This window comes from Duganella aceris, from assembly GCF_011090165.1.
GTDB lineage: Bacteria > Pseudomonadota > Gammaproteobacteria > Burkholderiales > Burkholderiaceae_D > Rugamonas > Rugamonas aceris.
This window is the reverse complement of sequence record NZ_JAADJT010000007.1, coordinates 211524-236443: the sequence shown is the minus strand read 5'-3', so window position 1 is coordinate 236443 and position 24920 is coordinate 211524. Positions and strand designations below refer to the sequence as shown.

At 64.1% G+C, this 24920-nt stretch carries 23 protein-coding genes; 11 read left to right on the top strand and 12 right to left on the bottom strand.

The annotated features are described in order from the left end of the window. The first annotated feature begins 149 nt into the window (after nt 1-149). Together GW587_RS16960 and GW587_RS16955 are read left to right on the top strand one after the other, a co-directional pair. Nucleotides 150-1034, top strand: a complete 885-nt coding sequence (locus GW587_RS16960) for an AraC family transcriptional regulator (protein WP_166105404.1) — start codon at nt 150-152, stop codon at nt 1032-1034. 85 nt (nt 1035-1119) lie between these two features. Next, nucleotides 1120-2103: a saccharopine dehydrogenase family protein gene (locus tag GW587_RS16955; RefSeq protein WP_166105403.1), complete on the top strand. Its 984-nt coding sequence runs from the start codon at nt 1120-1122 to the stop codon at nt 2101-2103. Nucleotides 2104-2133: 30 nt separating this feature from the next. On the opposite strand, the gene GW587_RS16950 is transcribed toward GW587_RS16955, so the two are convergent. After that, on the bottom strand, nt 2134-3162 hold the full coding sequence (locus GW587_RS16950; protein WP_166105401.1) for a glycoside hydrolase family 53 protein: 1029 nt from the start codon (nt 3160-3162) through the stop codon (nt 2134-2136). A 51-nt stretch (nt 3163-3213) separates the two neighbouring features. Beyond that, nucleotides 3214-3966: an SDR family oxidoreductase gene (locus GW587_RS16945; protein ID WP_166105399.1), complete on the bottom strand. Its 753-nt coding sequence runs from the start codon at nt 3964-3966 to the stop codon at nt 3214-3216. Nucleotides 3967-4117: 151 nt separating this feature from the next. Between GW587_RS16945 and GW587_RS16940 the strand changes: the two genes are divergently transcribed. Continuing rightward, complete coding sequence (locus tag GW587_RS16940; protein ID WP_166105397.1) at nt 4118-5029, top strand: LysR family transcriptional regulator; 912 nt, start codon at nt 4118-4120, stop codon at nt 5027-5029. Nucleotides 5030-5036: 7 nt separating this feature from the next. On the opposite strand, the gene GW587_RS16935 is transcribed toward GW587_RS16940, so the two are convergent. After that, nucleotides 5037-6032 carry a 2-hydroxyacid dehydrogenase gene (locus tag GW587_RS16935; protein WP_166105395.1) on the bottom strand — a complete coding sequence of 332 codons (996 nt, stop codon included), beginning with the start codon at nt 6030-6032 and terminating at the stop codon, nt 5037-5039. A 68-nt stretch (nt 6033-6100) separates the two neighbouring features. On the opposite strand from GW587_RS16935, the gene GW587_RS16930 reads away from it, so the two are divergent. Continuing rightward, the gene (locus tag GW587_RS16930; protein ID WP_166105393.1) at nt 6101-7690 is read left to right on the top strand and encodes an aspartate-alanine antiporter-like transporter; all 1590 of its coding nucleotides are present in this window, start codon (nt 6101-6103) and stop codon (nt 7688-7690) included. A gap of 10 nt (nt 7691-7700) precedes the next feature. Here GW587_RS16930 and GW587_RS16925 read toward each other — a convergent pair whose 3' ends face one another. Next, nucleotides 7701-8594 (bottom strand): LysR family transcriptional regulator, encoded by an 894-nt coding sequence (locus tag GW587_RS16925; protein ID WP_166105392.1) that lies wholly within the window; start codon nt 8592-8594, stop codon nt 7701-7703. An 86-nt stretch (nt 8595-8680) separates the two neighbouring features. On the opposite strand from GW587_RS16925, the gene GW587_RS16920 reads away from it, so the two are divergent. The 4 genes from GW587_RS16920 (at nt 8681) to GW587_RS16905 (ending at nt 14705) form a co-directional block, all read left to right on the top strand. Beyond that, entirely contained in the window at nt 8681-9847 is a 1167-nt protein-coding gene (locus GW587_RS16920; RefSeq protein WP_166105390.1) for a mandelate racemase/muconate lactonizing enzyme family protein, read from the top strand. A gap of 147 nt (nt 9848-9994) precedes the next feature. Next, a complete protein-coding gene (gene dctA, locus GW587_RS16915; RefSeq protein WP_166105388.1) occupies nt 9995-11362 on the top strand; it encodes a C4-dicarboxylate transporter DctA in 1368 nt (455 codons plus the stop codon). 62 nt (nt 11363-11424) lie between these two features. Continuing rightward, nucleotides 11425-13746, top strand: coding sequence for an NADP-dependent malic enzyme (locus GW587_RS16910; protein ID WP_166105387.1), 2322 nt, complete (start codon nt 11425-11427; stop codon nt 13744-13746). Further along, entirely contained in the window at nt 13743-14705 is a 963-nt protein-coding gene (locus GW587_RS16905) for a 2-hydroxyacid dehydrogenase (protein ID WP_166105385.1), read from the top strand. The genes GW587_RS16910 and GW587_RS16905 overlap by 4 nt, the downstream gene beginning before the upstream one ends. Here GW587_RS16905 and GW587_RS16900 read toward each other — a convergent pair whose 3' ends face one another. Then, complete coding sequence (locus GW587_RS16900; RefSeq protein WP_166105383.1) at nt 14706-15164, bottom strand: nuclear transport factor 2 family protein; 459 nt, start codon at nt 15162-15164, stop codon at nt 14706-14708. Nucleotides 15165-15259: 95 nt separating this feature from the next. Here GW587_RS16900 and GW587_RS16895 point away from each other — a divergent pair, with 95 nt between their 5' ends. After that, on the top strand, nt 15260-15613 hold the full coding sequence (locus GW587_RS16895; RefSeq protein WP_207393527.1) for a winged helix-turn-helix transcriptional regulator: 354 nt from the start codon (nt 15260-15262) through the stop codon (nt 15611-15613). Between the two features lie 6 nt (nt 15614-15619). Here GW587_RS16895 and GW587_RS16890 read toward each other — a convergent pair whose 3' ends face one another. From GW587_RS16890 to GW587_RS16875, 4 genes are read right to left on the bottom strand one after another with little or no spacing between them, the layout of a single operon-like run. Then, nucleotides 15620-16570, bottom strand: a complete 951-nt coding sequence (locus tag GW587_RS16890) for a Nif3-like dinuclear metal center hexameric protein (RefSeq protein ID WP_166105379.1) — start codon at nt 16568-16570, stop codon at nt 15620-15622. A gap of 16 nt (nt 16571-16586) precedes the next feature. After that, nucleotides 16587-17420 carry a Nif3-like dinuclear metal center hexameric protein gene (locus GW587_RS16885; RefSeq protein ID WP_166105377.1) on the bottom strand — a complete coding sequence of 278 codons (834 nt, stop codon included), beginning with the start codon at nt 17418-17420 and terminating at the stop codon, nt 16587-16589. A 13-nt stretch (nt 17421-17433) separates the two neighbouring features. Continuing rightward, the gene (locus GW587_RS16880; protein WP_166105375.1) at nt 17434-17811 is read right to left on the bottom strand and encodes a VOC family protein; all 378 of its coding nucleotides are present in this window, start codon (nt 17809-17811) and stop codon (nt 17434-17436) included. After that, nucleotides 17808-18851 (bottom strand): SDR family NAD(P)-dependent oxidoreductase, encoded by a 1044-nt coding sequence (locus tag GW587_RS16875; protein WP_166105373.1) that lies wholly within the window; start codon nt 18849-18851, stop codon nt 17808-17810. The genes GW587_RS16880 and GW587_RS16875 overlap by 4 nt, the downstream gene beginning before the upstream one ends. Nucleotides 18852-18974: 123 nt before the next feature. Between GW587_RS16875 and GW587_RS16870 the strand changes: the two genes are divergently transcribed. Both GW587_RS16870 and GW587_RS16865 read left to right on the top strand, forming a co-directional pair. Then, nucleotides 18975-19376, top strand: coding sequence for a winged helix-turn-helix transcriptional regulator (locus GW587_RS16870; protein ID WP_166105371.1), 402 nt, complete (start codon nt 18975-18977; stop codon nt 19374-19376). A 58-nt stretch (nt 19377-19434) separates the two neighbouring features. Next, on the top strand, nt 19435-22392 hold the full coding sequence (locus GW587_RS16865; RefSeq protein WP_166105369.1) for a sensor histidine kinase: 2958 nt from the start codon (nt 19435-19437) through the stop codon (nt 22390-22392). A 41-nt stretch (nt 22393-22433) separates the two neighbouring features. On the opposite strand, the gene GW587_RS16860 is transcribed toward GW587_RS16865, so the two are convergent. The 3 genes from GW587_RS16860 to GW587_RS16850 all read right to left on the bottom strand — a co-directional run bounded on the left by GW587_RS16860 (nt 22434) and on the right by GW587_RS16850 (nt 24872). Further along, nucleotides 22434-22580 carry a hypothetical protein gene (locus tag GW587_RS16860; RefSeq protein ID WP_166105367.1) on the bottom strand — a complete coding sequence of 49 codons (147 nt, stop codon included), beginning with the start codon at nt 22578-22580 and terminating at the stop codon, nt 22434-22436. 81 nt (nt 22581-22661) lie between these two features. Then, nucleotides 22662-23825, bottom strand: coding sequence for an XRE family transcriptional regulator (locus tag GW587_RS16855; protein WP_166105366.1), 1164 nt, complete (start codon nt 23823-23825; stop codon nt 22662-22664). Between the two features lie 117 nt (nt 23826-23942). Continuing rightward, nucleotides 23943-24872 carry a LysR family transcriptional regulator gene (locus tag GW587_RS16850; RefSeq protein ID WP_166105594.1) on the bottom strand — a complete coding sequence of 310 codons (930 nt, stop codon included), beginning with the start codon at nt 24870-24872 and terminating at the stop codon, nt 23943-23945. Nucleotides 24873-24920 lie beyond the last annotated feature (48 nt).

Below are 24920 nucleotides of genomic sequence, written 5' to 3'. Positions count from 1 at the left end.
TATCCTCTTGATGGACAAAGCCGGTTGGCTTCGTCGACCTGAATGATGTTAGGGCACTGGTCGGCGAATCACATGCCGGTTCCTCGCGTATCCTTGCCCATTCTTCTCAATGGCGTTTCGCGCCCGCAAACGCTGCTATATTGGACGGCATGAACACTGCGATGAACGAATTGCGCGCCATCGTCATGCGCGCCGAAGACAAATGGACCGCGACCGGTCTGCCCCGGGTGGCGATGGTGCGCGCCGAGGCCTGCTCCGACCAAGTGTACGAGCCGACGCTGCACCTGGTCCTGCAAGGGAACAAGATCCTGTCGATCGGCGACCGCATCATGCGCTTCGAGCCCGCGACCTACTTCCTGATCCCGGTCGAGATACCGGTGCTCGGCCAAGTGTGCTCCGAGGGACTGGACATCGCCGATTGCCCATACCTCGCGCTCAGCCTGACGCTGGACCCTGCCGTCATCGCCTCGCTGCTGGCCGATCTCGGCGATACGCGCCAGGCGCAGGGCGACGCGGATTTTTCCGTCACCGCCGCCGCGCCGGAATTGATCGACGCCTGGCTGCGCATGATGCGCCTGATCGACCGCCCGGACGAGGCGCCGCTGCTGGCGCCAATGATCGAGCGCGAGATCCTGTTCCGTGCGCTGCAGGGACCGCACGGCGATACGCTGCGGCAGATCGCGCGCGCCGACAGCCGCCTGTCGCAGGTGCGGCGCGCGATCGACTGGATCCGCGCGCATTTCACCGAACCGTTCCGCGTCGAGCCGCTGGCGTCGATGGCGGGCATGAGCGTCGCCGCCTTCTATCGCCACTTCAAGGCGGTGACCGCGATGACGCCGATCCAGTATCAGAAACGCCTGCGGCTGCTGAAGGCGCGCCGTCAGCTGCTGTTCGAACCGCATGACGCGGCGTCGGTGGCCTTCTCGGTCGGCTATGAGAGCGCATCGCATTTCAGCCGCGAATATGCGCGCATGTTCGGCATGCCGCCGATGCGCGACGTGGCGCGCTTCAAGGTGGCATCGGAGCAGGAATAGGCAAGAATGGGAGAAGATCGGGGAGGCGCGGAACAGGCATCGCCGGCATACTCGACGCACTCCCAATCCCAACGAAAGCTCCACCATGACAAAGATTCTGATTTACGGCGCGGCCGGCTACACCGGCAAACTTATCAGCGAACGCGCGCGCGAAGCCGGCCTGGATTTCGAGATCGCCGGACGCAATGAAGCCAAGGTCGCGGCGCTGGCGCGCGAGCTTGGCGTTCCATACCGCGTGTTCGGCGTCGAAGACGCCTCGGCGCTGCGCGCCGGCCTCGAAGGCATGACGGCTGTGCTCAATTGCGCCGGCCCTTTCGCCCGCACCGCGCGGCCGATGATGGAGGCCTGCATCGCTGTCGGCGCGCACTATCTGGACATCACCGCCGAATTCAAAGTCTATGAGCTGGCCGAGGAATGGTCGCAGCGCGCGGCCGATGCCGGCGTGATGCTGCTGCCCGGCGTCGGCTGGGACGTGGTGCCGAGCGATTGCCTGGCCATGTATGTCGCCGCCAAAGTCGACCAGCCGCAGCGCCTGCGCATGGCCTTGCAGGTGGCGGGATCGGTGTCGCGCGGCTCGGCCACCAGCGTTGCCGAAATCCTCGGCGTCGGCCTGCTGGTCCGCGCGGACGGCGCGATCCTGGCGACGCCTGACGCGCAAGCCGCGCGCTTCGATTTCGGCGACGGCGATGTGGATTGCTTCCCCTTGTCGTTCGGCGATTTGATCACCGCATGGAAGTCGACCCGGATTCCGAATATCGAGATGTTCGTGCACGTGAAGGGCGACGGCTTCCCGGCCGGCGACCTGGCGGCGATGCCGGACGGCCCGTCGGCGGCCGAGCGCGACGCGCATCGGGCCAGCGTGGTGGCCGAGGTCACCGGCGCCGACGGCGCGATCTTCCGCGCCCGCATCGACACCGTCAACGGCTATTCGTACACGCCGCTGTCGGCGGTCGAAGCGGCGCGGCGCGTGCTGGCGGGCGAGCACCGCGCCGGCTTCCAGACGCCGGCCACGCTGTTCGGCGCGGCCTTCGCCGAAAGCATCGCCGATACCGCCATCAGCGATCTGTAAGCACACGGCGCATGGTATGCCGGGCGCTGACTAATCCGCGAGGAAGGCCTCCATCGCTTTCGTCGCCCGGCCGTCGTCACCCCAGGCGCTCAACGCATATTTGCTCCAGCTGCGGGCGCCCTGTGGTTCCCAATACACGACGCCTAGCCCCTTGTGGCCCGGCACGGCTTTCACCTTGCGCTGCACCGCGACCAGCATGTCGAAGGTATTTCGCGGCTTGTCATCCTCGCCGCCTACTTCCACCACCATCACCTCCTTGCCGTGGCGCGCTGCCATGTCATTGAGGTTGTTTCCCAGGTCGTCGATCGACGCGATGTAGTCGGGGCGGCCGTCGAGCCAATAGGGGTAATAGGACATGCCGATGACGTCGTAGCGGGCGCCGTGCGCCGCCGCCTGGTCGAACCAGTTGCGGAACAATTGATTGTCGTTGCCCCGGTCCACATGCAGGATCACCTTCGAGCCGGGACTGATGGCCTTGACCGCGTCGTAACCCTGATTGATCAGCTGCGCCAGTTGCGGCCAGTTGTCGGTATGCCCTTCCGGATAGATCATGCCGGTCCGTATCTCGTTCCCCACCTGCACCCACTCCGGCGTCACGCCCGCCTGCTTCAACGCGCGCATGACATCGTAGGTATAGCTGTAGACGTCCCGCCGCAATTCATCGAAGGAATGGCCGACCCAGGCCGCCGGCTTGCGCTGCTGCTGCGGATCGGCCCAGCTGTCGCTGTAATGGAAGTCGATCATGATCCGCATGCCCTGCCGCTGCGCCCGCACCGCCATCGCGACGGTTTCATCGCGGCTGTTATGGCCGCTGGCGCGGTCGTCGGAGGGATGCACCCAGGTGCGCAGCCGGATGGTATTGACGCCATACTGCTTCAGGATCTTCAGGCAGTCGTCCGGCCGGCCCTGCCGGTCGTAGAACTTGTACCCGGTGGCTTCCATCTGCGCCAGCCAGCCGACGTCGGCGCCCTTGGCGAACGGCGCCGTCTCCGGCGCTGGCGCGGCGGCGGCGCCTCCGCACAGCAGCAATGCGATCCACCACATCTGTAGTTTTTTCATGCCCTCTCCGCTGACGTTCAGGTCAGCGGGGATTATAACGGCACAAGGCTGTCAGCTATTCTGGCCGCCGTCGATGTTCAACGTGGCGCCGGTGATGTAGGCGGCGTCGGGGCCGGCCAGGAACGCCACCGCGCCGGCGATTTCTTCCGGTTGGCCGTAGCGGCCCAGCGCCGTCATCTGCTTGACCATCGTCGCGACATCGCTGGTTTCGGGATTCATCTCGGTGTTGATCGGACCGGGTTGGATGGTGTTGACGGTGATGCCGCGCGCTCCCAGGTCGCGTGCCCAGGCGCGCGAGTAGGCGGCGACCGCCGCCTTGCTGGCGGCGTAGTCGCCGATGCCGGGAAACGGCACGCGGCTGGCGAACATGGTGCCGATCGAGACGATGCGGCCGCCATCCGACAGCAGCGGCACGGCGGCCCGCACCGCCGCGACCACGCCACCGACGTTGATCGCCTGCTGGCGCGCCAGCGCGTCGAGATCGGCCTGCGGATCACCGATCATGCCGGTGGCGAAGACCCCGGCGCTGTTGACCAGAATGTCGAGCCGGCCGAAGTGGGCGTGGACGGTGTTGACCATCGCCGCCACGGCGACGGGATCGGCCTGGTCGGCGACGATCGCCAGCGCACGCACGCCGGAGGCTTCGATAGCGCCGACCACGGCCTCGGCGCGCTGCGGCGAGTTGGCGTAGCTGAATGCCACGTCGGCGCCTTCGGCGGCCAGACGTTGCGCGATGGCGGCGCCGATACCGCGCGATGCGCCGGTGACCAATGCGACCTTACCTTTGAGGGAGAGTGTGTTCATGATGTTCCTTGGTGATGAGTGGAGGTGGCTCGTTACTTAACGAGTGCAGCCATGCTAATCTCACCAAATCAACCGATAAACAGCGAAGATCGTGATCGAGTATCCCTGAATTCGTTACAATGACTCTTCTTCAAGCCAAGCGTGCGACTCCATGGATTACTTCCTCGCCGTACAAGCGTTCAACCGGATCGTTGAAACCGGCAGCTTCGTCAAGGCGGCCGCCCAGCTGAACCTGCATCCCAACGTGGTCACGAAACTGGTGCAGACGCTGGAGTCGCACCTGCGCGTCAAACTGTTGAACCGGACCACGCGCCGCGTCACGCTGACCAGCGAAGGCGGCGTCTACCACGAGCGCATGAGCCGCGTGATGGATCAGTGGCTGGAGGTCGAATCGGAGATCGCCGTGTCACACGCCGCGCCGCGCGGCAAGGTGCGGGTCGACATGGGCACCACCATCGCCACGCATCTGGTGATTCCGGCGCTGCCGGATTTCCATGCGCGCTATCCGCACGTGAAGATCGACATCGGCGCCAGCGACCGCACGGCGGACCTGGCCACCGAAGGCATCGATTGCGTGATCCGTGGCGGCACATTGCAGGACTCCGCGCTGATCGCGCGCCGGCTGGGCAGCCTGGAGTTCGTCACCTGCGCGGCGCCGGCTTACCTGAGCGCGCACGAGGAACTGACGCATCCGGCGCAGATCGAGCAAGGCCATACGCTGGTGCGCTACTTCTTCACCAGCTCCGGCAAGCCCAGCACCATCGCCTTCTCCAGGGACGGCGAACGGGTGACGGTCGAGGGAGATTACGTGGTCGCGGTCAACGACAGCAACGCGTTTCTCGCCGCCGGCATCGCCGGGCTGGGACTGATCCACACGCTGCGCTTCATGGCGCAGCCGCACATCGACGCCGGCCTGCTGGTGCCGGTGCTGGAGGACTGGTCGGCCGACGCCAACACCATCTCGGTGGTCTACATGCCCAACCGCCACCTGAGCGTGCGCGTCCGCGCCTTCGTCGATTGGCTGGTGGAGCTGTTCAAGAATCATCCGCAGGTGCTGCCGTAAGCTTGCCTCAAGCCGGCGGGATGCGGTTCACCAACGCCTCGCCGCGCTCGAAGGCGCTGATGCTGTCGATGGTGGTTTGCATGATCTGGCCGATGGCCTCTTCCGTGAAGAAGGCCTGATGCCCGGTGACGATCACATTCGGAAACGACACCAGCCGCTGGATCACGTCGTCGCAAATGATGGTCGACGAAAGGTCCTGGAAAAACAGCGCAGCCTCCTGCTCGTAGACATCGATCGCCAGGCCGCCCAACTGCCCGGTCTTGAGCGCCTCGGTGGCCGCCTCGGTGTCGACCAGCCCGCCCCGGCTGGTGTTGACCAGGACGCTGCCGCGCTTGGAGCGCGCCAGCGAGCCGGCGTTGACGATATGGCGGGTCTCGTCGGTCAGCGGACAGTGCAGCGACACCACGTCGCTGCGCGCCAGCAGCTCGTCGACCGGGACGTAGCGGCCGCCGAGCGCTTCGAAGGCGGTCGAGGGATAGCGGTCGTAGCCCAGCACGGTGCAGCCGAAGCCGGTCATGATGCGGGCGAAGATGGTGCCGATCTTGCCGGTGCCGATCACGCCCACCGTCTTGCCGTGCAGGTCGAAGCCCATCAAGCCATCCAGGTCGAAATTGCCCTCGCGCGTGCGGACGCTGGCGCGGGCGATCTTGCGGTTGACCGCCAGCAGCAGGCCGACCGCGAACTCTGCCACCGAATACGGCGAATAGTCGGTGACCCGCACCACGGCGATGCCCAGCCGCTCGGCGGCGGCGGCGTCGATCTGGTTGTAGCCGGTGGAGCGGGTCGCCACCAGACGCGTACCCTGGGCCGCCAGCGTCGCCAGCACCGCCGCGTCGACCGTGTCGTTGACGAACACGCACACCGCTTCGCAGCCGGCCGCCAGCGCCGCGCTGGCCGGCGTCAGGCGGTCTTCGAGGAATAACAGTTCATGGCCGGCCGTCGCGTTGGCCCGCGTCAGCATGGTTTTGTCGTATCGGCGCGCACTGAATACCGCTGTCTTCATTTTTCCCGCCTTTGGTCGACAATCAACTAATATCGTGTAAATAATACTTTACTCGAAAGCGTGAAAACATGACCGCACTCGGCGCATTCCTCAGCGGTCAGCCGATGTTGGCCCTGTTTCTCACCATCGCGCTCGGCTATCTGCTGGGCGCGGTCGCCATCAAGGGACTATCGCTGGGCTCCGGCGCGGTGCTGTTCGTCGGGCTGGCGGTGGGCGCGGCGGCGCCGAAGCTGGCGCTGCCGGCGATGCTGGGCAACCTCGGCCTGCTGCTGTTCCTGTACGGCGTCGGGATCGCCTACGGCGCGCAATTCTTTCGCGGCCTCAGCACCGCCGAGGGCGTCAAGGCCAATCTGGCCGCGCTGATCGCGGTCGGCGCCGCGCTGGCCGTGACGCTGGCCGCCGCCCGCTGGCTGCCGGCGATCGACCTGCCGCACGCGCTGGGCGCCTTCGCCGGCGCCGGCACCAGCACGGCGGCGTTGCAGGCGGCGCTGGCGGTGTTCGGCGGCGCGCCCGCCACCGGCTATTCGATGGCCTACCCGGTCGGCGTCGCGCTGCCGATCTTGCTGCTGGGCTTGTACAACGCCTGGTTCAAGCCGCGCCTGTCGAACGCGATCCCGGCCAGCCTGCACCTGGAGGAAATCCAGGTCACCGAGTTCTACGTGATCGGCATGACGCTGGCCGAAGCCGCGCGCAACCTGCCGGCCGGGGTCTCCATCGCCGCCGTGCGGCGCGGTCACCACAACCTGGTGACCGACGACGCCTTCCGCCTGGAGCGCGACGACGTGCTGCTGGTCGCCGGCAACGACTGCGTCGAACTGCATGACGCGGCGACCCGCTTCGGCCCCGCCAACCCAGGCCGCATGCTGCACGACCGCAGCGATCTGGACTACGAGCGCTTCTTCATCTCCAGCCCCGCCATCGCCGGCCTGCAGCTGGCGCAGCTGAAGCTGCCGCAAGCGCTGCAGGCGCGCATCCTGCACCTGCGCCGCAACGACGCCGACCTGGTCCTGACGCCGCAACGCATGCTGGAATTCGGCGACCGCATCGGCGTGCTGGCGCCGCGCGCCAGCTTCCCGGCGCTGCGCAAGCTGTTCGGCGACTCGGTGCGCGGCACCGGCGAAGTCAGCTACATCGGCATCGGCGTCGGTGTGACGCTGGGCCTGGCCTTTGGCGCGATCCACTGGCCGCTGCCGCTGCTGGGGCATTTTTCGCTGGGCTTCGCCGGCCTGCTGCTAGTGGCGCTGCTGCTCGGGCAACGCCGCCGTACCGGCAAATTGCAGTGGGCGATGCCGGTCTCGGCCAATCTGGTGCTGCGCAACTTCGGCCTGACCTTGTTCCTGGCGGTGGTGGGCATCTCGTCCGGCGCGACCTTCGCCGCCACCTTCGCCAACAACGGCCTGCTGTACCTGTTGCTGGGCAGCGCCATCGTCGCGGTGCTGGTGATCGTCACCATGCTGGTGGCGCTGTTGGTGTTCCGCCTGCCGTTCGACAGCGTGGCCGGCATTGTCGCCGGCGCAACCGGCAACCCGGCGATCCTGGCGTTCGCCAACCGCATCGCGCCGACCGACCGGCCCGATATCGGCTACGCCATGATCTTTCCATCGATGACGGTGCTGAAGATCCTGCTGGTGCAATTGGTCGGGATCTGGGCGCCATAGCGCGCTCCGCTCAAGGATTGAATTCCGCGACCAGAAAATCAATGAAGGCGCGCATCTTCGCCGGCAGATTGCTGCGGCTAAGGTAGTACAGATACAGGTCGGCCGAAGGCAGGGTATAGCCGGGCATGACCTCCCTGAGCCGGCCGCTGTCGAGATACTTGGCCACGTCCCACTCCGAGCGCTGCACGATGCCGTGTCCTTCCAGCGCCCAGTTCAGCACGATGTCGCCGTCGTTGCTCGACACCGCGCCGCGCACCTTGACCATTTCTTCCGAGCGCCCCTTCTGCAAGCGCCAGGTGCCGTACACGTCGTCGTTCTGGCGGTGCAGGATGCAGCGGTGGTGGTGCAGATCCTCGGGCGTCTTCGGTTCGCCCGCCTCTTTCAGGTACGCCGGCGAGGCGCACAGGAAGCGCCTGTTCGACATCAGCTTGCGCGCGGTCAGCCGCGTGTCAGGCAATTCGCCGAAGCGGATCGCCAGATCGTAGGCCTCCTCCACCAGGCTGATCGGCCGGTCGGTCAGGTGCAGCTCCACCTCCACCTCCGGATACGCATGCGCGAAGCGCGACACCAGCGGCGCGATCCGCGTGCGGCCGAAACCCGGCGTCGCGTTCACCCGCAGCAAGCCCTTGGGCGCGGCGCGGCCGCTGGACACCGACTCCTCCATGTCGCGGATGCGGTTCAGGATCTGCGCCGCCTGGGTCAGGTACAGCTCGCCCTCGTTGGTCAGGCTGATGCGGCGCGTGGTGCGGTTGATCAGCCGCACGCCGAGCCGCTGCTCCATCAGGTTCAGCCGCTTGGTGATCGCCGGCGGCGTCACGCCGAGCTCGCGCGCGGTGGCGGTCATGTTGCCCAGCCTGGCCAGCAGAACGAAGAAAGCCAGGTCCGGCGCGGTGTCAGTTTTCATTTAAAGTGAAGAATGGTTTTAATTACGGTTAATTATAATCGATCGATTCAAGAGTAATCTGTCGTCATTCCAACCAGGAGACCCTCATGAAAATCGTAGAAATCCGCGAAAAAACCGTTCCGATCAGCTCCCCGATCCGCAACGCCTACATCGACTTCAGCAAAATGACGCTGAGCCTGGTCGCCGTGGTGACCGATGTCATCCGCGACGGCAAGCCGGTGATCGGCTACGGCTTCAACTCGAACGGCCGCTACGGCCAGGGCAAGCTGATGCGCGAACGCTTCATCCCGCGCGTGCTCGAAGCCGATCCGGACAGCCTGGTCGACGACGCCGGCACCAACCTCGATCCGCACAAGATCTGGAACTGCATGTTCACCAACGAAAAACCGGGCGGCCACGGCGAGCGCTCGGTGGCGATCGGCACCATCGACATGGCGATCTGGGACGCGGTCGCCAAGATCGAAGGCAAGCCGCTGTTCCAGCTGCTGGCCGACCGCTACGGCGACGGCAAGGCCGACCGCAACATCTTCGTTTACGCCGCCGGCGGCTACTACTACCCGGGCCAGGACCACACCAAGCTGAAGGACGAGATGCGCAGCTACATCGACCGCGGCTACACGGTGGTCAAGAAGAAGATCGGCGGCGCCTCGCTGGACGAGGACCTGCGCCGCATCGATTCGATCCTGAGCGTGCTGGGCGACGGCCAGAAACTGGCGGTCGACGCCAACGGCCGCTTCGACCTCGACACGGCGATTCAATACGCGAAAGCGCTGTCGCAGTACGACCTGTTCTGGTACGAGGAACCGGGCGATCCGCTGGACTTCGAACTGCAAGCGACGCTGCGCAACTACTACAAGAATCCGATGGCGACCGGCGAGGACTTGTTCTCGATGCAGGACGCGCGCAACCTGATCCGCTACGGCGGCATGCGCTCCGACCGCGACTGGCTGCAATTCGATTGCGCGCTGAGCTATGGCCTGGTCGAGTACCTGCGCACGCTGGACATGCTGAAGGAACACGGCTGGTCGGCCAAGCGCTGCATCCCGCACGGCGGCCATCAGATGTCGCTGAACATCGCGGCCGGCCTGGGCCTGGGCGGCAACGAATCGTATCCTGACCTGTTCCAGCCGTACGGTGGTTTCCCGGACGGCGTCAAGGTCGAGAACGGTCACATCATGCTGCCGGAACTGCCGGGCATCGGCTTCGAAGGCAAGGCCGACCTGTACGCCGAGATGATCAAACTGGCCGACTAATTCGCCGCCGCCATGCAAAGCGGCCGCAGAGCCGGGCATGGCCCCACGCAGCACATCAGACAGAGCGCCGCAAAGGGCGCGGGCATCCCGGCCCGCCTGCTCTCGGCTGGCGCTCGCCCATAGTTTTGTTTCGCGGGAGGAGACCCCATGAATACGCAACGCTTCAAGAAACTGGCTTCCACACTCTACATCCAGGTCATCGTCGGCCTGGCGGCCGGCATCCTGCTCGGTCATTTCTACCCCACTATCGGCGTCGAGCTGAAACCGCTCGGCGACCTGTTCATCAAGCTGATCAAGATGCTGCTGGCGCCGATCATTTTCGCCTCGGTGGTGGTCGGCATCGCCCGCATGGGCAGCGTCAAGGAGACCGGCCGGGTCGGCGCCAAGGCAATGCTCTACTTCGAGATCTGCTCGACCATCGCGCTGGTGTTCGGGCTGATCGTGGTGAACGTGCTCAAGCCCGGCGTCGGCATGAACATCGACGCCAGCACCATCGACACCGCCTCCATCAAGACCTACACGGCGGCGGCGGAACACAAGACCGCGATGGAATTCCTGATGAACATCGTGCCCAACAGCGTGGTCGGCGCCTTCGCGCAGGGCGACATGTTGCAGATCATTCTGTTCTCGCTGCTGTTCTCGTTCGCGCTGAACCGGTTGGGCAAGCGCGTCGCGCCGCTGGTCGACGGCCTCGACATGTTCTTGCACGGCATGTTCGGCGTGGTGCGCATCGTCATGCACTTGGCGCCGATCGGCGCCTTCGGCGGCATCGCGTTCACCATCGCCAAGTACGGCATCGGCACGCTGAACTCGTTCGCCGAGCTGATGATCGCGGTCTACCTCACCTGTTTCCTGTTCGTGGTGATCGTGCTGGGCGCGGTGATGCGCTATTGCGGCGTGCCGTTGTGGGGCTTCCTCAAATACATCAAGGATGAATTGCTGATCGTCATGGGCACGGCCTCGACCGAGGCGGTGCTGCCGCAGATGCTGATGAAGATGGAAGCCATGGGCTGCCAGAAGAAAGTGGTCGGTCTGGTGCTGCCCACCGGCTACACCTTCAACGCCGATGGCACCGCGATCTACCTGACCATGGCGGCGATCTTCATCGCCCAGGCCACCAATGTGGATATGACGATCTGGGATCAGCTGGTGATCCTGAGCGTGATGCTGCTGACCTCCAAGGGTTCGGCCGGCGTGGCCGGGGCCGGCTTCGTGGCGCTGGCGGCCAGCCTGGCGTCGATGCACAAGATTCCGTTGTCGGGCCTGGTGCTGCTGGTCGGGATCGACCGCTTCCTCAACGAGGCGCGCGCCATCACCAACCTGATCGGCAACGGCGTCGCCACCATCGCCATTTCGAAGTGGGAAGGCGCGCTGGACATCGAACAGATGAAACGCGCCTTCGCCGCCTCGGCCGAGGGACGCGAGCTGCCGGTGTCGCCGGCCGAGCCACAGCTAGTGCTCAGCAAGGACACGACGCCGCCGGTCGGCGCCCAACCGCGCAGCGGCACGTTCTGACACGCATCGCCCACGCAGCGGCCCTGCCGCTGCGATTTCCCATCACTTGAATCGACAACCATATGCAACAGCCTCCCACTCCGCCGACCGAACGCGAACGCCATCGCCTGGCGGCGCTTGAATACCATCAGTTGCCAACGCCCGGCAAGATCAGCGTCACCGCCACCAAGCCGATGCTGAACCAGCGCGACCTGGCACTGGCCTACACGCCCGGCGTGGCAGCGCCATGCGAAGAGATCGTTCTCGATCCGGCCAACGCCTATAAATATACCGCGCGCGGCAATCTGGTCGCCGTCATCACCAACGGCACCGCCGTGCTGGGCCTGGGCAACATCGGTCCGCTGGCCGCCAAGCCGGTGATGGAAGGCAAGGGCGTGCTGTTCAAGAAGTTCGCCGGCATCGACGTGTTCGACATCGAAATCAACGAGCAGGATCCGGACAAGCTGGTCGACATCATCGCCGCGCTGGAACCGACCTTCGGCGGCGTCAACCTGGAAGACATCAAGGCGCCGGAGTGCTTCTACATCGAGCGCCAGCTGCGCGATCGCATGAAGATCCCGGTGTTCCACGACGACCAGCACGGCACCGCGATCATCGTCGGCGCCGCCATCCTGAACGGCATCCAGCTGGTCGGCAAGGACATCGCCAACTGCAAGCTGGTGGTGTCGGGCGCCGGCGCGGCCGCGCTGGCCTGCCTGGACCTGATCGTCGACCTCGGCTTCCCGCTGGAAAACATCTACGTCACCGACCTGGCCGGCGTGGTCTACAAGGGCCGCGCCGAGCTGATGGATCCGGACAAGGAACGCTTCGCCCGCGTCACCGACGCCCGCACCCTGGCTGAAGTCATCCCCGGCGCCGACATCTTCCTCGGCGTCTCGGCCGGCGGCGTGCTGAAGCAGGACATGGTCAAGGCGATGGCGCCGAATCCGCTGATCCTGGCGCTGGCCAATCCGAATCCGGAAATCCTGCCGGAGGAAGTCAAGGCGGTGCGCGACGACGCCATCATCTGCACCGGCCGTTCGGACTTCCCGAACCAGGTCAACAATGTGCTGTGCTTCCCGTACATCTTCCGTGGCGCGCTCGACTGCGGCGCCACCACCATCACGCGCGAAATGGAAATCGCCGTGGTGCACGCGATCGCCGAGCTGGCCCACGCCGAGCAGTCGGACATCGTCGCCACCACCTACGGTTTCACCAACCTGTCGTTCGGTCCGGAATACCTGATCCCGATGCCGTTCGATCCGCGCCTGCTGATCAAGATCGCGCCGGCGGTGGCCAAGGCGGCCGAGGATTCGGGCGTCGCCACCCGTCCGATCAAGGATCTGCAAGCGTACGCCGACAGCCTGCAACAGTTCGTCTACCGCAGCGGCACCTTCATGAAGCCGCTGTTCCAGATGGCCAAGAAGACCCACGCCGACCTGAAGCGCATCGTCTACGCCGAAGGCGAAGAAGAGCGCGTGCTGCGCGCGGTGCAGGTCATCGTCGACGAGAAGCTGGCGCGTCCGATCCTGGTCGGCCGTCCGGCCGTGCTGGAGACCCGCATCACCAAGTTCGGCCTGCGCCTCAAGCACGGCGTCGACTTCGACGTGATCAACCCGGACCACGACGAGCGCTACCGCGACTACTGGCAGTCCTATTACGAGCTGACCGCGCGCAAGGGCGTCACGCAGGAGTACGCCAAGCTGGAAATGCGCCGCCGCCACACGCTGATCGGCGCCATGATGATCAAGAAGGGCGACGCCGACGGCATGATCTGCGGCACCTTCGGCACCACCCAGCTGCACCTGCACTACATCGACCAGGTGCTGGGCAAGCGCGAAGGCGCCTGCGTCTACGCCGCGATGAACGTGCTGATCCTGCCGGAACGCCAGCTGGTGATGGTCGACACCCACGTCAACGAGAATCCGAACGCCAACGAGCTGGCGGCGATCACCGTGATGGCGGCCGAAGAGATGCGCCGCTTCGGCCTGTCGCCGCGCGCCGCGCTGCTGTCGCACTCGAACTTCGGCTCGTCCAACAGCGAATCGGCGCAAAAAATGCGCGCCGTGCTGAAACTGGTCAACCAGCTCGATCCGAGCCTGGAGATCGACGGCGAGATGCACGGCGACACCGCGCTGGACTCCAAGCTGCGCCACGCCATGATGCCGGACTCGACCCTGACCGGCGACGCCAACCTGCTGGTGGCGCCGAACATCGACGCCGCCAACATCGCCTACAACCTGGTCAAGACGGCGGCCGGCAACGGCATCGCGGTCGGCCCGATCCTGCTCGGTTGCTCGCAGGCGGTGCACATCCTGACGCCGTCGGCCACGGTGCGCCGCATCGTCAACATGACCGCGCTGTGCGTGGTCGACGCGGTGGCGACCGCAGGGGGGGCCAAATGAGCTCGCGTCTGTTGTGCGCCGCCCCGCTGCCGCCGGCCATCGCCGGCCGCGCCTGCGCCGAGTTCGGCGCCGTCACGTCGCAGGAAAGCCAGCTGAGCACGGCCGAAACCATCGCCGCGCTGCACGCCGATCCGTCCTTGCGCGCGGTGCTGATCTCCAGCCGCATCCGCCTCGACGCCGCCGCGATCGCCACCCTGCCTGTGCACCTGCGCCTGATCGCGACGTGCAGCGCCGGCTACGAGCACATCGACATCGCCGCCGCCACCGAGCGCGGCATCATCGTCACCAACACGCCGGATGTGGTCAGCGAAGCCACCGCCGACATGGCGCTGCTGCTGATGCTGGGCGCGATGCGGCGCGGCCGCGAATACGCCGCCGTCATGGACCAGGGCTGGCGCCAACGCTTCGGCCTGGGCGACATGCTGGGGCTGGACTTCCACGGCAAGACGCTGGGCATCGTCGGCATGGGCCGGATCGGCCAGGCGGTGGCGCAACGCGCGCGCGGCTTCGGCGTCAAGATCCTGTACCACAATCGCCGCCGCCTCGCGCCCGAACTGGAAAACGGCGCGCGGTACTTCGACGACCTGCACGCCATGCTGCCGCATTGTCAGATCCTGTCGCTGCACACGCCGGGCGGCCGCGAGCTCGATGGCTTCATCAATGCCGAAAAGCTGGCGCTGCTGCCGCGCGGCGCGGTGCTGGTCAACACCTCGCGCGGCATGCTGGTCAACGAGGACGACCTGGTCGCGGCGCTGCAAAGTGGGCAACTGGCTGCCGCCGGACTGGACGTATTCCGCAGCGAACCGGACTTCGATCTGCGGCTGAAGGATTTGCCCAATGTGTTCATGATGCCGCACATGGGCACCGCCACCGTCGAGACGCGAGACGCCATGGGCCACCGTGCGCTGGACAATGTGGCTGCCGTCTTCGCCGGCCACGCGGCGCCTGACGCGCTGTAGTTAAACAACGGCAAGCACGGCAAGGTCGCCGGTGCGCCAGACGTTGTCGACCGTGACGCGCTCGATGCGCCAGACCTCTCCTTGCCGCGCCAGCTGGACGTCGTAGCGGTTCTTCATCAGGTAGTGGCGCGAGTGATCGTTCGAAGGCAAGTGCTGCGCTTCGACGATCGCCTCCAGCCTCGCCTTGTCGCCGTCAAGACTGACGCGGGGATTGCTGACCGAGTGCGTGGTATCGAATCCGCTCAGCGAATCCGACAGCGCGGCGACGATCACCTCCCTGCCCTGCAACAGCGGATACTCGAAACCGGCCTTTGCCGCGGCCGGGCCGAAATCCGATACCGCGTTCTCCACAAACGCGGACGCCAGCAATTCCCGGTCGCGCAAATCGATGCCGGCGGCGAAGCGGTACAGGGTTTCAATCACAGCGAACTTGTCGGCGGTGTCATTCGAATTCATCATGGTTACTCCTCATTTAACGAGGCCTCATGGTATACGTTATATACTTGGTGTCAATTAGGCACTTTAAAGCTATCAGGTATATAAAAGGAAACCGCATGGGGCATGACACATCCAATCATTCCAGTCGTTTGCTGCTGGACCAGATCACCGACAAATGGTCGGTGCTGATCCTGATGGCGCTTTGCGACCGGCCGCTGCGCTTCAACGAAATCAAACGCTGCCTGGACGGCGTCACGCAAAAGGCGCTGACGCAAAGCCTGCGCCGCCTGGAGCGCAGCGGCATCCTCGCGCGGCGGGTGATCCCTTCATCGCAGATCGCGGTCGAATACAGCATCACGCCGCTGGGCCGGACTCTGGAAGGACCGTTCACCGCCTTGTTTGCCTGGACCGTCGATTACTCGCCCCAGGTCTTGCAGTCGCAAGCGGAGTTCGACCAGCGCGCAATTTAACCGCACTTAGCGAAATTCCGGCAGCACCCAATATGGATTTTCCGCCGACATGAATTCGACGGGAACTTCCGGCACCAGCGGGGCGAGCCACGCTGGCAGCAACTCCATGCCGGCCTCCTCGAATCGCTCGTGGCTGATGATGATCAGGCCCTTGGGCCGGGGCATCCCAAGGCTGATGGCGTCCCTCACATACTGAAAGACATCGAACTCTTCAGTTTCCCCGACCACCACCACGTCGGTACGGAGCAGGACCGGATGCATTTCCCTGAGATTGTGCGCAGTCACGCCGACATGGCTGACCAGGATCGCCGGATCGCCGATGACGCGAACGTCGCGCGATCCTAGTTTCTCTTGTATATGCTTCGCCAGATTTCTCAGCGAGATATTCGGCAATCGGTAGGCAATGTCGTACGACGTCGGTCCATCGGGCGCGAAATATTTTTCCCACTCCAGCTTCTTGGCCAAGCCCGCGAAAATTGGATCCGGTTGATGCCTATGCCAATGGTCATGAAATCGCCATACGACCAGCCCATGGTCTTCGCAGAACCGGCGTTTCGCGACGAAGACGGGATCTCTTTCCAATGAGCCGGCGACCTCATAGGGCGCATCCTGCTTGAGAGTGCCGACTTCATCGATGAAATCCCAAAACAGTCGTTCATGGGAAATGATGAAATTCTTTTTGGCCGCGGCTGCGCGCTGGAGAACGTCGAACGTGACTTGAAACGTACTGACGATGCCGGTCACGGGCGCGCCAGAATCGCCAATTTTGAACGTGTCCACGCCGCCGCCGGACCAAGCGATTCCTTCCTGGGCGAGTTTCTTCCTGATGCGCTCGACGACCTCCGCAGCGCTCGGCCGCGCCGCCGTTTTCATGGCGGCGTTCGCAAAGCCGCTGCCAAGCAGCAAAGTGGCGCCCAGTTGCGTGCCGAATTCACGTCGGGATATCGGGTGTCGCATACGAACTCTCCTCTCGTTACGCCAGCCAGGACTGTTCCGGTAGCGCGGGTTGGACATCGACCGGGATTCCCGGAAAAGCCGTCCGCAACCAGGCTCCGATTTCCACCGCACCGGGATATTCGGATTTTTCGTAGCCAATTTGCATCAGGCCGACCTTGCGACCGGCTGTGATGGCATCGCGAATATAGCTGGTATTGAAATCAACCTCGGGCGTGGTTCCGGTCACGATGAGATCGACGGTTTGATCCCGCAGCACGTGGGAAAACACCAGCGTGGGAAAAGCGAGGCCGTGAATCACGGCGACACGCTTCACCGACAAATCCGGGTCGCCCACGTTGCGCAGCGTTTTCGCGCTCAGACGTTTGGCGGTAAATTCGGACAGCGCCAAGAGCGACGTTTCCGGCACGGTGCAATACACCGCGCTCCGCTGATCGCCAGGAATTTCCGCGTCGGTCTTCCACCCCAGCGCCCTGGCCAGAGCGCCTGAAAACCACTTCGGCCGCGCGTCATCCCACAGGCTGGCCAGACGGATGATCAGGATGCCGTTGTCTTCGATGAGCGCGCGCTTGGCTTTCAACACCGGGTCGTTCGCCAATTCCGTCTCAACGCCCCGCGACCAATGCTCGCCGAAGAGGTAGTAGGGATGATCACGACAGAGTATGCAGTTTCGCCCTGTCGCGATGGCGAGGCGTACCGCGTCGATCGATGGTTCGTTGGCCACCAATATTCCGGAAACAGGCTCGTACAGGCTGCGTGTGAGCCTGCCCTCGTACATGCCCTCCTTGTGCCGTTCGCCCAAAAGGTCATGAATCCTGTTGACCAGTTGCCACGCATTGATCTTCACCGTCATCCCTCAGTCTCCGTTAACTCTTGTGAACGACCTCGAAGTGGTAGCCATCGGGATCGATGACATCGGCGGCGTAATAGCCGGGGTAGTACTCCAGCCTGGCGCGCGGCGAGATGCGGTCCTTGGCGCCGGCGGCCATGGCGGCCTGGTAGAAGGCGTCGACTTCCTGGTTGCCCGCCGCCTCGAAGCCCCAGTGGATCGCGTCCGGAAAGGGCGTGCCCTGCTTGAGCCAGAAGAACGCGCGCTTGCCGTCGCCGAAGCCCCACAGATCGGCATGTCCGTCCTCGCCTTTGAACGGCATGAACATGGATATATTGAGCGGCGCCAGCGCCGCTTCGTAAAACTTCAACGACCGCTGCACGTCGCTTACACTCAGAATAATGTGGTCCATCATCGCGTTTTCTCCTCGTTTGTTACCTGAAATTTCATTCCCGACAGTTGTTCGCTCAGCACCCAGAGACGCTGTGCGGCCTGCTCGTCCAATGCATGCGGCGCCACGCCGCGCATGAGCGCGGTATCGATCACACCGGCGGCGTCGCCCGCGTCGAGCCGGTCCAGTTGCGCGATGTCCGCGTCTTCGCAGTAGACACCGCCAATATCGGCCAACGCCGGACTGGTCGCGCACCACACGGTGGTAGACGCTCCCTGCGACAGAGTCTTGAGGCCCTTCGACAAGTCATGGATCGGATTGTGGTCTGCGTCGAGCGCGCCGAATTTTTGCAGCGCTTCCCGGGGAAGATCCCGGCTCAGCTCGGTTCCAGCGATGATTCCCGGATGGACGGCATAGGCCCGCACGCCGGCGCCTTTTCCTCGCACATCTAATTCCAGCGAGAACAGCGTACTGGCGGTCTTCGATTGCCCGTAGGCCGACAAGGTGTCGTACTCTCTGGCGAGAAAATTCGGATCGTCAAATACCACGGGCGAATAGTGATGCCCCCACGATGAGACATTGACGACACGCGCACCCCGCGCCATCACCAATGCGCTCCAGAGCCTTGCGGTCAACTGGAAATGGCCGAGGTAATTGGTCGACAGTTGCGATTCGTTGCCACGCTCATCGCGTCGCAGCGGCGCCCACATGATGCCCGCATTGTTGATCAGCACATGCAGGGCGCGGCCCGACGCCAGGAATCTGTCGGCGAATGCATCGATGGAACCCGCGTCCGCCAGATCCATCTCCTCGATCTCGACGTTGGCGATGCCCGCCAGGCTGCGCGTGGCCTTCTCGCGATTTCTCGCCGGGACAATCACACGCGCCCCCGCCGCCGTCAGCGCCTTCACGGTCTCCAGGCCGATCCCCGCATAGCCGCCAGTGACGATGGCGGTTGTTCCCGCCAAATCGATGCCCTTGATGACATCGGAGGTCGTCGACGCGGCGCCGAATCCCGAGCCTATGGGCCGCTGCAAGGCGCCCTGATAGTTGTTCTTTGCCATGCTGTGCATCCTTTAAAGTAATCAACGAAAAAAGTAGCTCTCCTTAGGTAAGTAAGGATATAGTGGTTTGTAAGTCTCCGGAAGGAGGCACTTTTTCGTCAGTCACTAACCTGGAGGTAAGTCTTGAGCACCAGAGAGAAAAGAACCGCGCCGCCCGATCCCGCCAATCTTTGCAAAAGCAAAGACCCCGGCGCGATCCGCGAGATCCTGACCAAGGTGGGCGACAAATGGAGCATCTTCATTTTGCTCACACTGGAGATGTTTCCGGACTGGCGCGCCCGGTTTTCCGAGATCGAGAAATGCATCCCGGGCATTTCGCAGAAGATGCTCACCGTGACCTTGCGCAACCTGGAGCGCGACGGCCTGGTATCGAGGGAGGTGTTTCCGGAGATCCCGCCACGGGTCGAATACCAGCTAACCGAGCTTGGCGAAAGCCTGCTCGATCCTTTGCAGAATCTCCTTAACTGGGTGAATACGAACGCCGAGCAGGTACGCGCCTCTCAGAACAGGTACGACGAAAAATAAGAGACGCCATTGTTGACTTGCAATCTACAATGGCGGATTCCCTGTCATGGAGCGCCGCATGCTCGCACGTTATTTCAAGCTGGCGCTTAGCGCCGCCGTCATTCTGGTTGCTCAACACGCGTCGGCGCTGAATCCCAAGATCCGCCTGCAAGACCTGAACCACGTTTCGTGGAGCGAGAAAGACGGCGTGCCGGGCGACATCCAGAGCATGGCGCAAAGCCGCGACGGCTGGCTATGGCTCGGCACCTCCGACGGCCTGTACCGCTTCGACGGCGTGCGTTTCGAAAAGCGGCCGATGCCGCGCGATCGCATCTTTAACCTGCATGCGCTCGACAACGGCGACCTGCTGGTCAGTTACGACCTCGAAGGCCTGACCATCCTGCATCCCGACGGCAAAACCGAAGAGCTGATCGACACCAAGGCCACCACGATGGGGCCGATCGCCTCGATGGCGCGGGACAAGGACGGCGTCATCTGGGCGGTCTGCGTCACCGGCTTGTACCGGTACCGCGACGGCAAATGGGAAACGATGTCGTCCGGCCCCGAGTGGGCGGGCCGGAGCTTCAGCGTGCTGATCGACCAATATGGCCGGGTATGGGCATCGAACGAAAAATTCGTCTACATGTACGATCGCGCCAGCAAGAAGCTGCAACGCCTGCCCGACGCCGACTTGCACGGCAGCCTGCTGCAGTCGCCGGACGGACGCTTGTGGGTGGCGCGCGCCGACATGGTGCGTCTGGTCCCGACGCCGCCGACCGGCCAACAACTGCCGCGCGACCCGAACGCCACGCAAAGCGAGTCCCGGTCGGGCGGGCAGTTCGACCGCGACGGCAATCTGTGGGCGCTGAAATGCCCGTACGGCATTTGCCGCGTCGCCAACGCCGGCGCCTCCACCGCCAGCGTCATCATTCCATCGCGACAGGCCGACGACCGGCTGGACCAGCAGTGGCAACTCAGCGCGCTGTCCACCAACGTGGTGCTGGAAGACCGGGAGGGCAATATCTGGGTGTCCACCCAATCCGGCCTTGATCGCTTCCGTGAAAACAAACTGATCCCGGCGCGCATCCCCGGCCCCACCGCGATCTACAGCACCGCCAGCGATACCGAAGGCCAGCTGTGGGTGGTCGAAATGCTCAACCGCGCGGTGTGGCGGGTGTCGCCCGGCGTGCCGCCGGAACGCGATCCGCTGCGCAGCGGCTGGGTGCTGGCCAACGACCGCGATGGCGCATTGCTGATCGCGGGCAAACGCGATATCGAACGCATCTACCACGGCCGCTCGACCCGGATCGCCCTGCCTTTGCCACCGGGCACGCAGCCGCCGGACCTGACCGTCATCGGCATGCTGGACGACGGCAAGATATTGTGGATGGCGTCGCTGCAGACCGGCCTGATGGGTTTGGTCGATGGCAAATGGCTGCCGCGCGCCAGCTTCAATCTGCCGAAGCGCATTTTCATGTCGGCGGCCGGCGGCGTCGGCCAGTTATGGCTGAGCCACAACGACGGCAAGCTGACGCTGTACGACGACGGCAAGCTGAGCGAATTCGACATCGGCATGATCGGCGCCGAGTCGGGGATATTCCCCGGGCCGCAGTTGGTGGTCGGCGGCCGCGACGGCATCGCCTTCAAGCGCGAGCAGCACTTCGTGCAGCTGCAACCGCGCGACGCCGAACCTCTGCGCAACGTCACCGGCATGGCCGTCACCGCCGACGGCGACCGCTGGCTGAACGGCAGCAAGGGCGTGGTGCACATCCGCCGCGAGGACTGGGAAGCGTCGATCGCGCAACCGGCGCTGCCGTTGAAATACGCGGTCATCAACGTACTGGAAGGCTACCCCGGCCGGGCGGCGATGGACAACCGGCTGCCGACCATCTTCAACGCCGGCAACGGCCGCCTGTGGTTCCGCGCCACCGGCGGCCTGGTGCGGCTGGAGACGGCCGAGCTGAAGCTGAACACCGTCAAGCCACTGGTGCAACTGCTCGCGGTGGCCACCGGCAAGGCGAGCTATCCGCTGCTGGCGCCGGCGGTGCTGCCGCCGGGCTCCAGCAACTTCTCCATCGAGTACACCGCGCCGGGTTTGCGCAAGCCCGAAGGCATGCGTTTCGAATACCAGCTGGAAGGCCTGGACCAGGGCTGGCAGCAAGCCGGCACACGCCGCGCGGCCTACTACACCAACGTCGGGCCGGGCCACTACCGCTTCCATGTGCGCGCGGTCAACGAGGACGGCATGGTGGGCGACACCATCGCCACACAAAGCATCGAGATCACGCCGACCGTGATGCAGACCTGGTGGTTCCGTCTGCTGTGCGTATTGGCGCTGCTGCTGGCGATCTACGCGGCGTACCGCTATCGGATCAAGGTGGCGACCAGCGCCATCGCGCGCCAGATGCAGGCCCGGCTGGACGAACGCGAGCGCATCGCCCGCACCCTGCACGACACCTTCCTGCAAAGCGTGCAATCGCTGATCCTGCGGGTGTCCTCGGTGTCGCACAAGCTGCCGCACGATAGCGCCACGCGCGACAAGCTGGAGAACATCCTGAGCGACGCCGACCGCGCCATCACCGAAGGCCGCGACCAGGTGCACAACCTGCGCAGCGGACAGGACATCGAAGCGGCGCTGAACGAGACCGGCGAGATACTCGCGGCGACGCACCCGGCGACCGCGTTCGCGGTGGTGGTGGCCGGCGTGCGCCGCAGCCTTCAGGCGCCGGTGCAGGACGAGTTCGCCGAGATCGGCCAGGAAGCGCTGCGCAACGCCTTCGCCCACGCCAAGGCGAGCGACGTGACGGCGCGCATCGAATACGCCGCCGACAGCTTGATCCTGAGCGTCAGCGACAACGGGCGCGGCCTGGATGCGGAGGAAGTGAAGCGACGGCAAGCGGAGCGTCACTGGGGCTTGACCGGCATGAAGGAACGCGCCAAGCGCGTCGGCGCACAATTCGATATCGCCAGCGAGGCCGGCAAGGGCACGACGGTCACCGTCAAACTGCCGGCCCGGCTGGCTTACGACCGTGATTAGAGCATTGCGAGGCTGATGGTATTTAGGGGCGACGCGCCTGGTTAGGAACGGGCCTTGTTTTCGTCAATGACCGCAACCAGTTGGCGTGCTTCGGCGACCGCAATAGTGGCAGACTCTCCGGCATCGAGCCGCTGCCCTAATGGCGCCTGAACGATCGAAAGATACCGCTCATACTCTTCATCGCTCATCGCGATTTTTTTGATAAGTCCAGCCTTCTCCAGCGCACCGAGCTCTTCGGCATGGGACTGGCCTGCGCCTCTGGCAGGTAATCATGGAACCAGCTCAAGCGCGCTCTCATGTTCGCTCTCGCCATGATCCTCCAGCGCCCTGCGGGCGCTGACTAGATCAAGCTCCAACATGGAAGCAATCTGCTGCTCGCTCAACAATTCTTTTTTGTGCGCTGCCATCGCAAGCAGCATCGTGCGCGCGGTGAAGGCAGGAGGTTCAGGCGACAAACCTAACTCTTCTCGAACGATATCCTGATGTTTCAGAGCGAAGCCGTCAGCTTTCAACCGTTCGTACATACCGTTCGGCACAAGGTTGAGTGCAACCATACGGCGCACCAGCGCCTCCATTGAAACGTTGAAGTACAACGTCATGGTTAACAATTCACGAACCGTAAACTTGCCAACGATCTTCTTTAATTCATTGGCCTTTTTTCGAACGGCAGCAGCGGGCATCAACAAACAACAAGCGAAAACATCACAGAATTTCTCTTCTCTGCTATCGAACGACTGGTTAGCAAAATGCACGCTCACTCCTTGTTGCCTGAGTAAGATATGGGCAAGTTCATGTGCGGCCGTTACCCGTCTGCGATAGTTCGGGTGTTTCGCGTTAAGCAGCACGAAACCGCCGGCGGAGTCGGAGAACGCCTTCGCCCCGCTGACCTTGGAAGGTAGCGCACGCTCAAAAATACGCACGCCGAGTTCAGATTCCATCAAGCCGTTGAGATCCTGAATCGAGCCGATACCCAAGCCGAGGCGCGCACGCAGCGCCAAAGCGGCATCCTCAGCCTGCTGTTCCAGAGGTTCGTCTCGCGACAGCATAACTCCAGGCATATCCAGCGGCGACGACGGGAATCCCACAAGCGTCTCCAGCTGCACAACTGAGCGCGCCATTCGGTTGAGCATCGACGCCACCATCACCTCATCAGCGGACTCCGCTTCCGTGACATTGCTGCGAAACTCAACCGCCATATCCAGCATGGGCGTCGTCACATCGAGCAGTTCGCTCTCATGGACGTCAAAGAGCTCGGCAATTTTTCTCAGTTCGCTTGAGCTGATGGCCCGCTTGCCGGCTTCGATGGCAACCATCGTGGTTCGCGACATCCCCAACCGGGTTGCTGCTACCTCTTGCGTCATTCGTGCGGCGACGCGAACCGCCCGCACTCGACCACCGAGTTCATCAGGCCGAACTTTTTGTTCAAATTCCATTTTCTTCATCCTCTTGCAGAGCGAGGCCAAGAAAAGTATAGGTTGAAATCTGACTATGTCAAAAAAATTGCATTAAAACAAAAGACAATGACTAAAGGTTCAACGGCGACCAAATCACTACGCTGCTGAAAAGCGCTGCGCCAGGCGCTGGTCGCGGAACGCGGCGGTAAGGAAATCGACGAAGGTGCGCGTCTTGGCGGGCAGCAGTTTCTGGCTGGCGAAGTACAGCGAGACCGGGCCCGCGTCCAGATACCAGTCCGGCAGCAGCCGCACCAGGTCGCCGCGCTCGATGTGTTCGACCACGTCGGCCAGCGCCAGCAGCGCGACGCCCATGCCCATCAAGGCGGCCGCGCAGATCGCGTCGGGGTCGTTGACCAGCAGCGCCGGCCGCAGCGCGGCCTCCATCTCCACGCCTTTACGGTCGCGCAGGTTGGCGACGCGCAGCCGCCGCGTCTGCGGCGAGCGCATCACGATGCCGTCCAGGCCGGCCAGGTCGGCGGGCGTGCGCGGCGCCGTGGCACAGGCGCGCGCCACATACGCCGGCGCCGCCACCGCGACGATGTGCGCCCGCGCCAGCTCGCGCGCCACCACGCCCGGCGTCAGCTCGAAGCCGCCGCCGATGGCCGCGTCGACCCGCTCGGCGATCAGGTCGACCGCGCGGTTGTCGAAGCTGCAGTCGAGCGTCACCGCTGGAAAACGCTGCGCGTAGTGCCGCAACAGCGGCAGGATGTGCAGGCGGCCGAAGCGCGGCGGCATCGACAGCGTCAGCACGCCGGCCGGTTCGCCTTTGTTGGCGGTGGCTTCGGCGATCGCGCCCTGAATGCTGTCCAGCCCGCCGCCGACGGCGAGCAGGAAGCGTTCGCCCTCCTCCGTCAGCTTCAGGCCGCGCGTGCTGCGCTGGAACAGGCGCACGCCGAGGTTACGCTCCAGCTGGGCGACGTTGCGGCTGACCGCCGCCGGCGTCAACGCCAGCCGGCGGGCGGCGGCCGAGAAGCTGGCCGACTCGGCGCTGCGCACGAAGGATTCGAGATTGGACAGGGTTTCCATGGCTTTCATTTCAAGCATTGCTTGAAACTGATTATAGCCAGTTCCGAC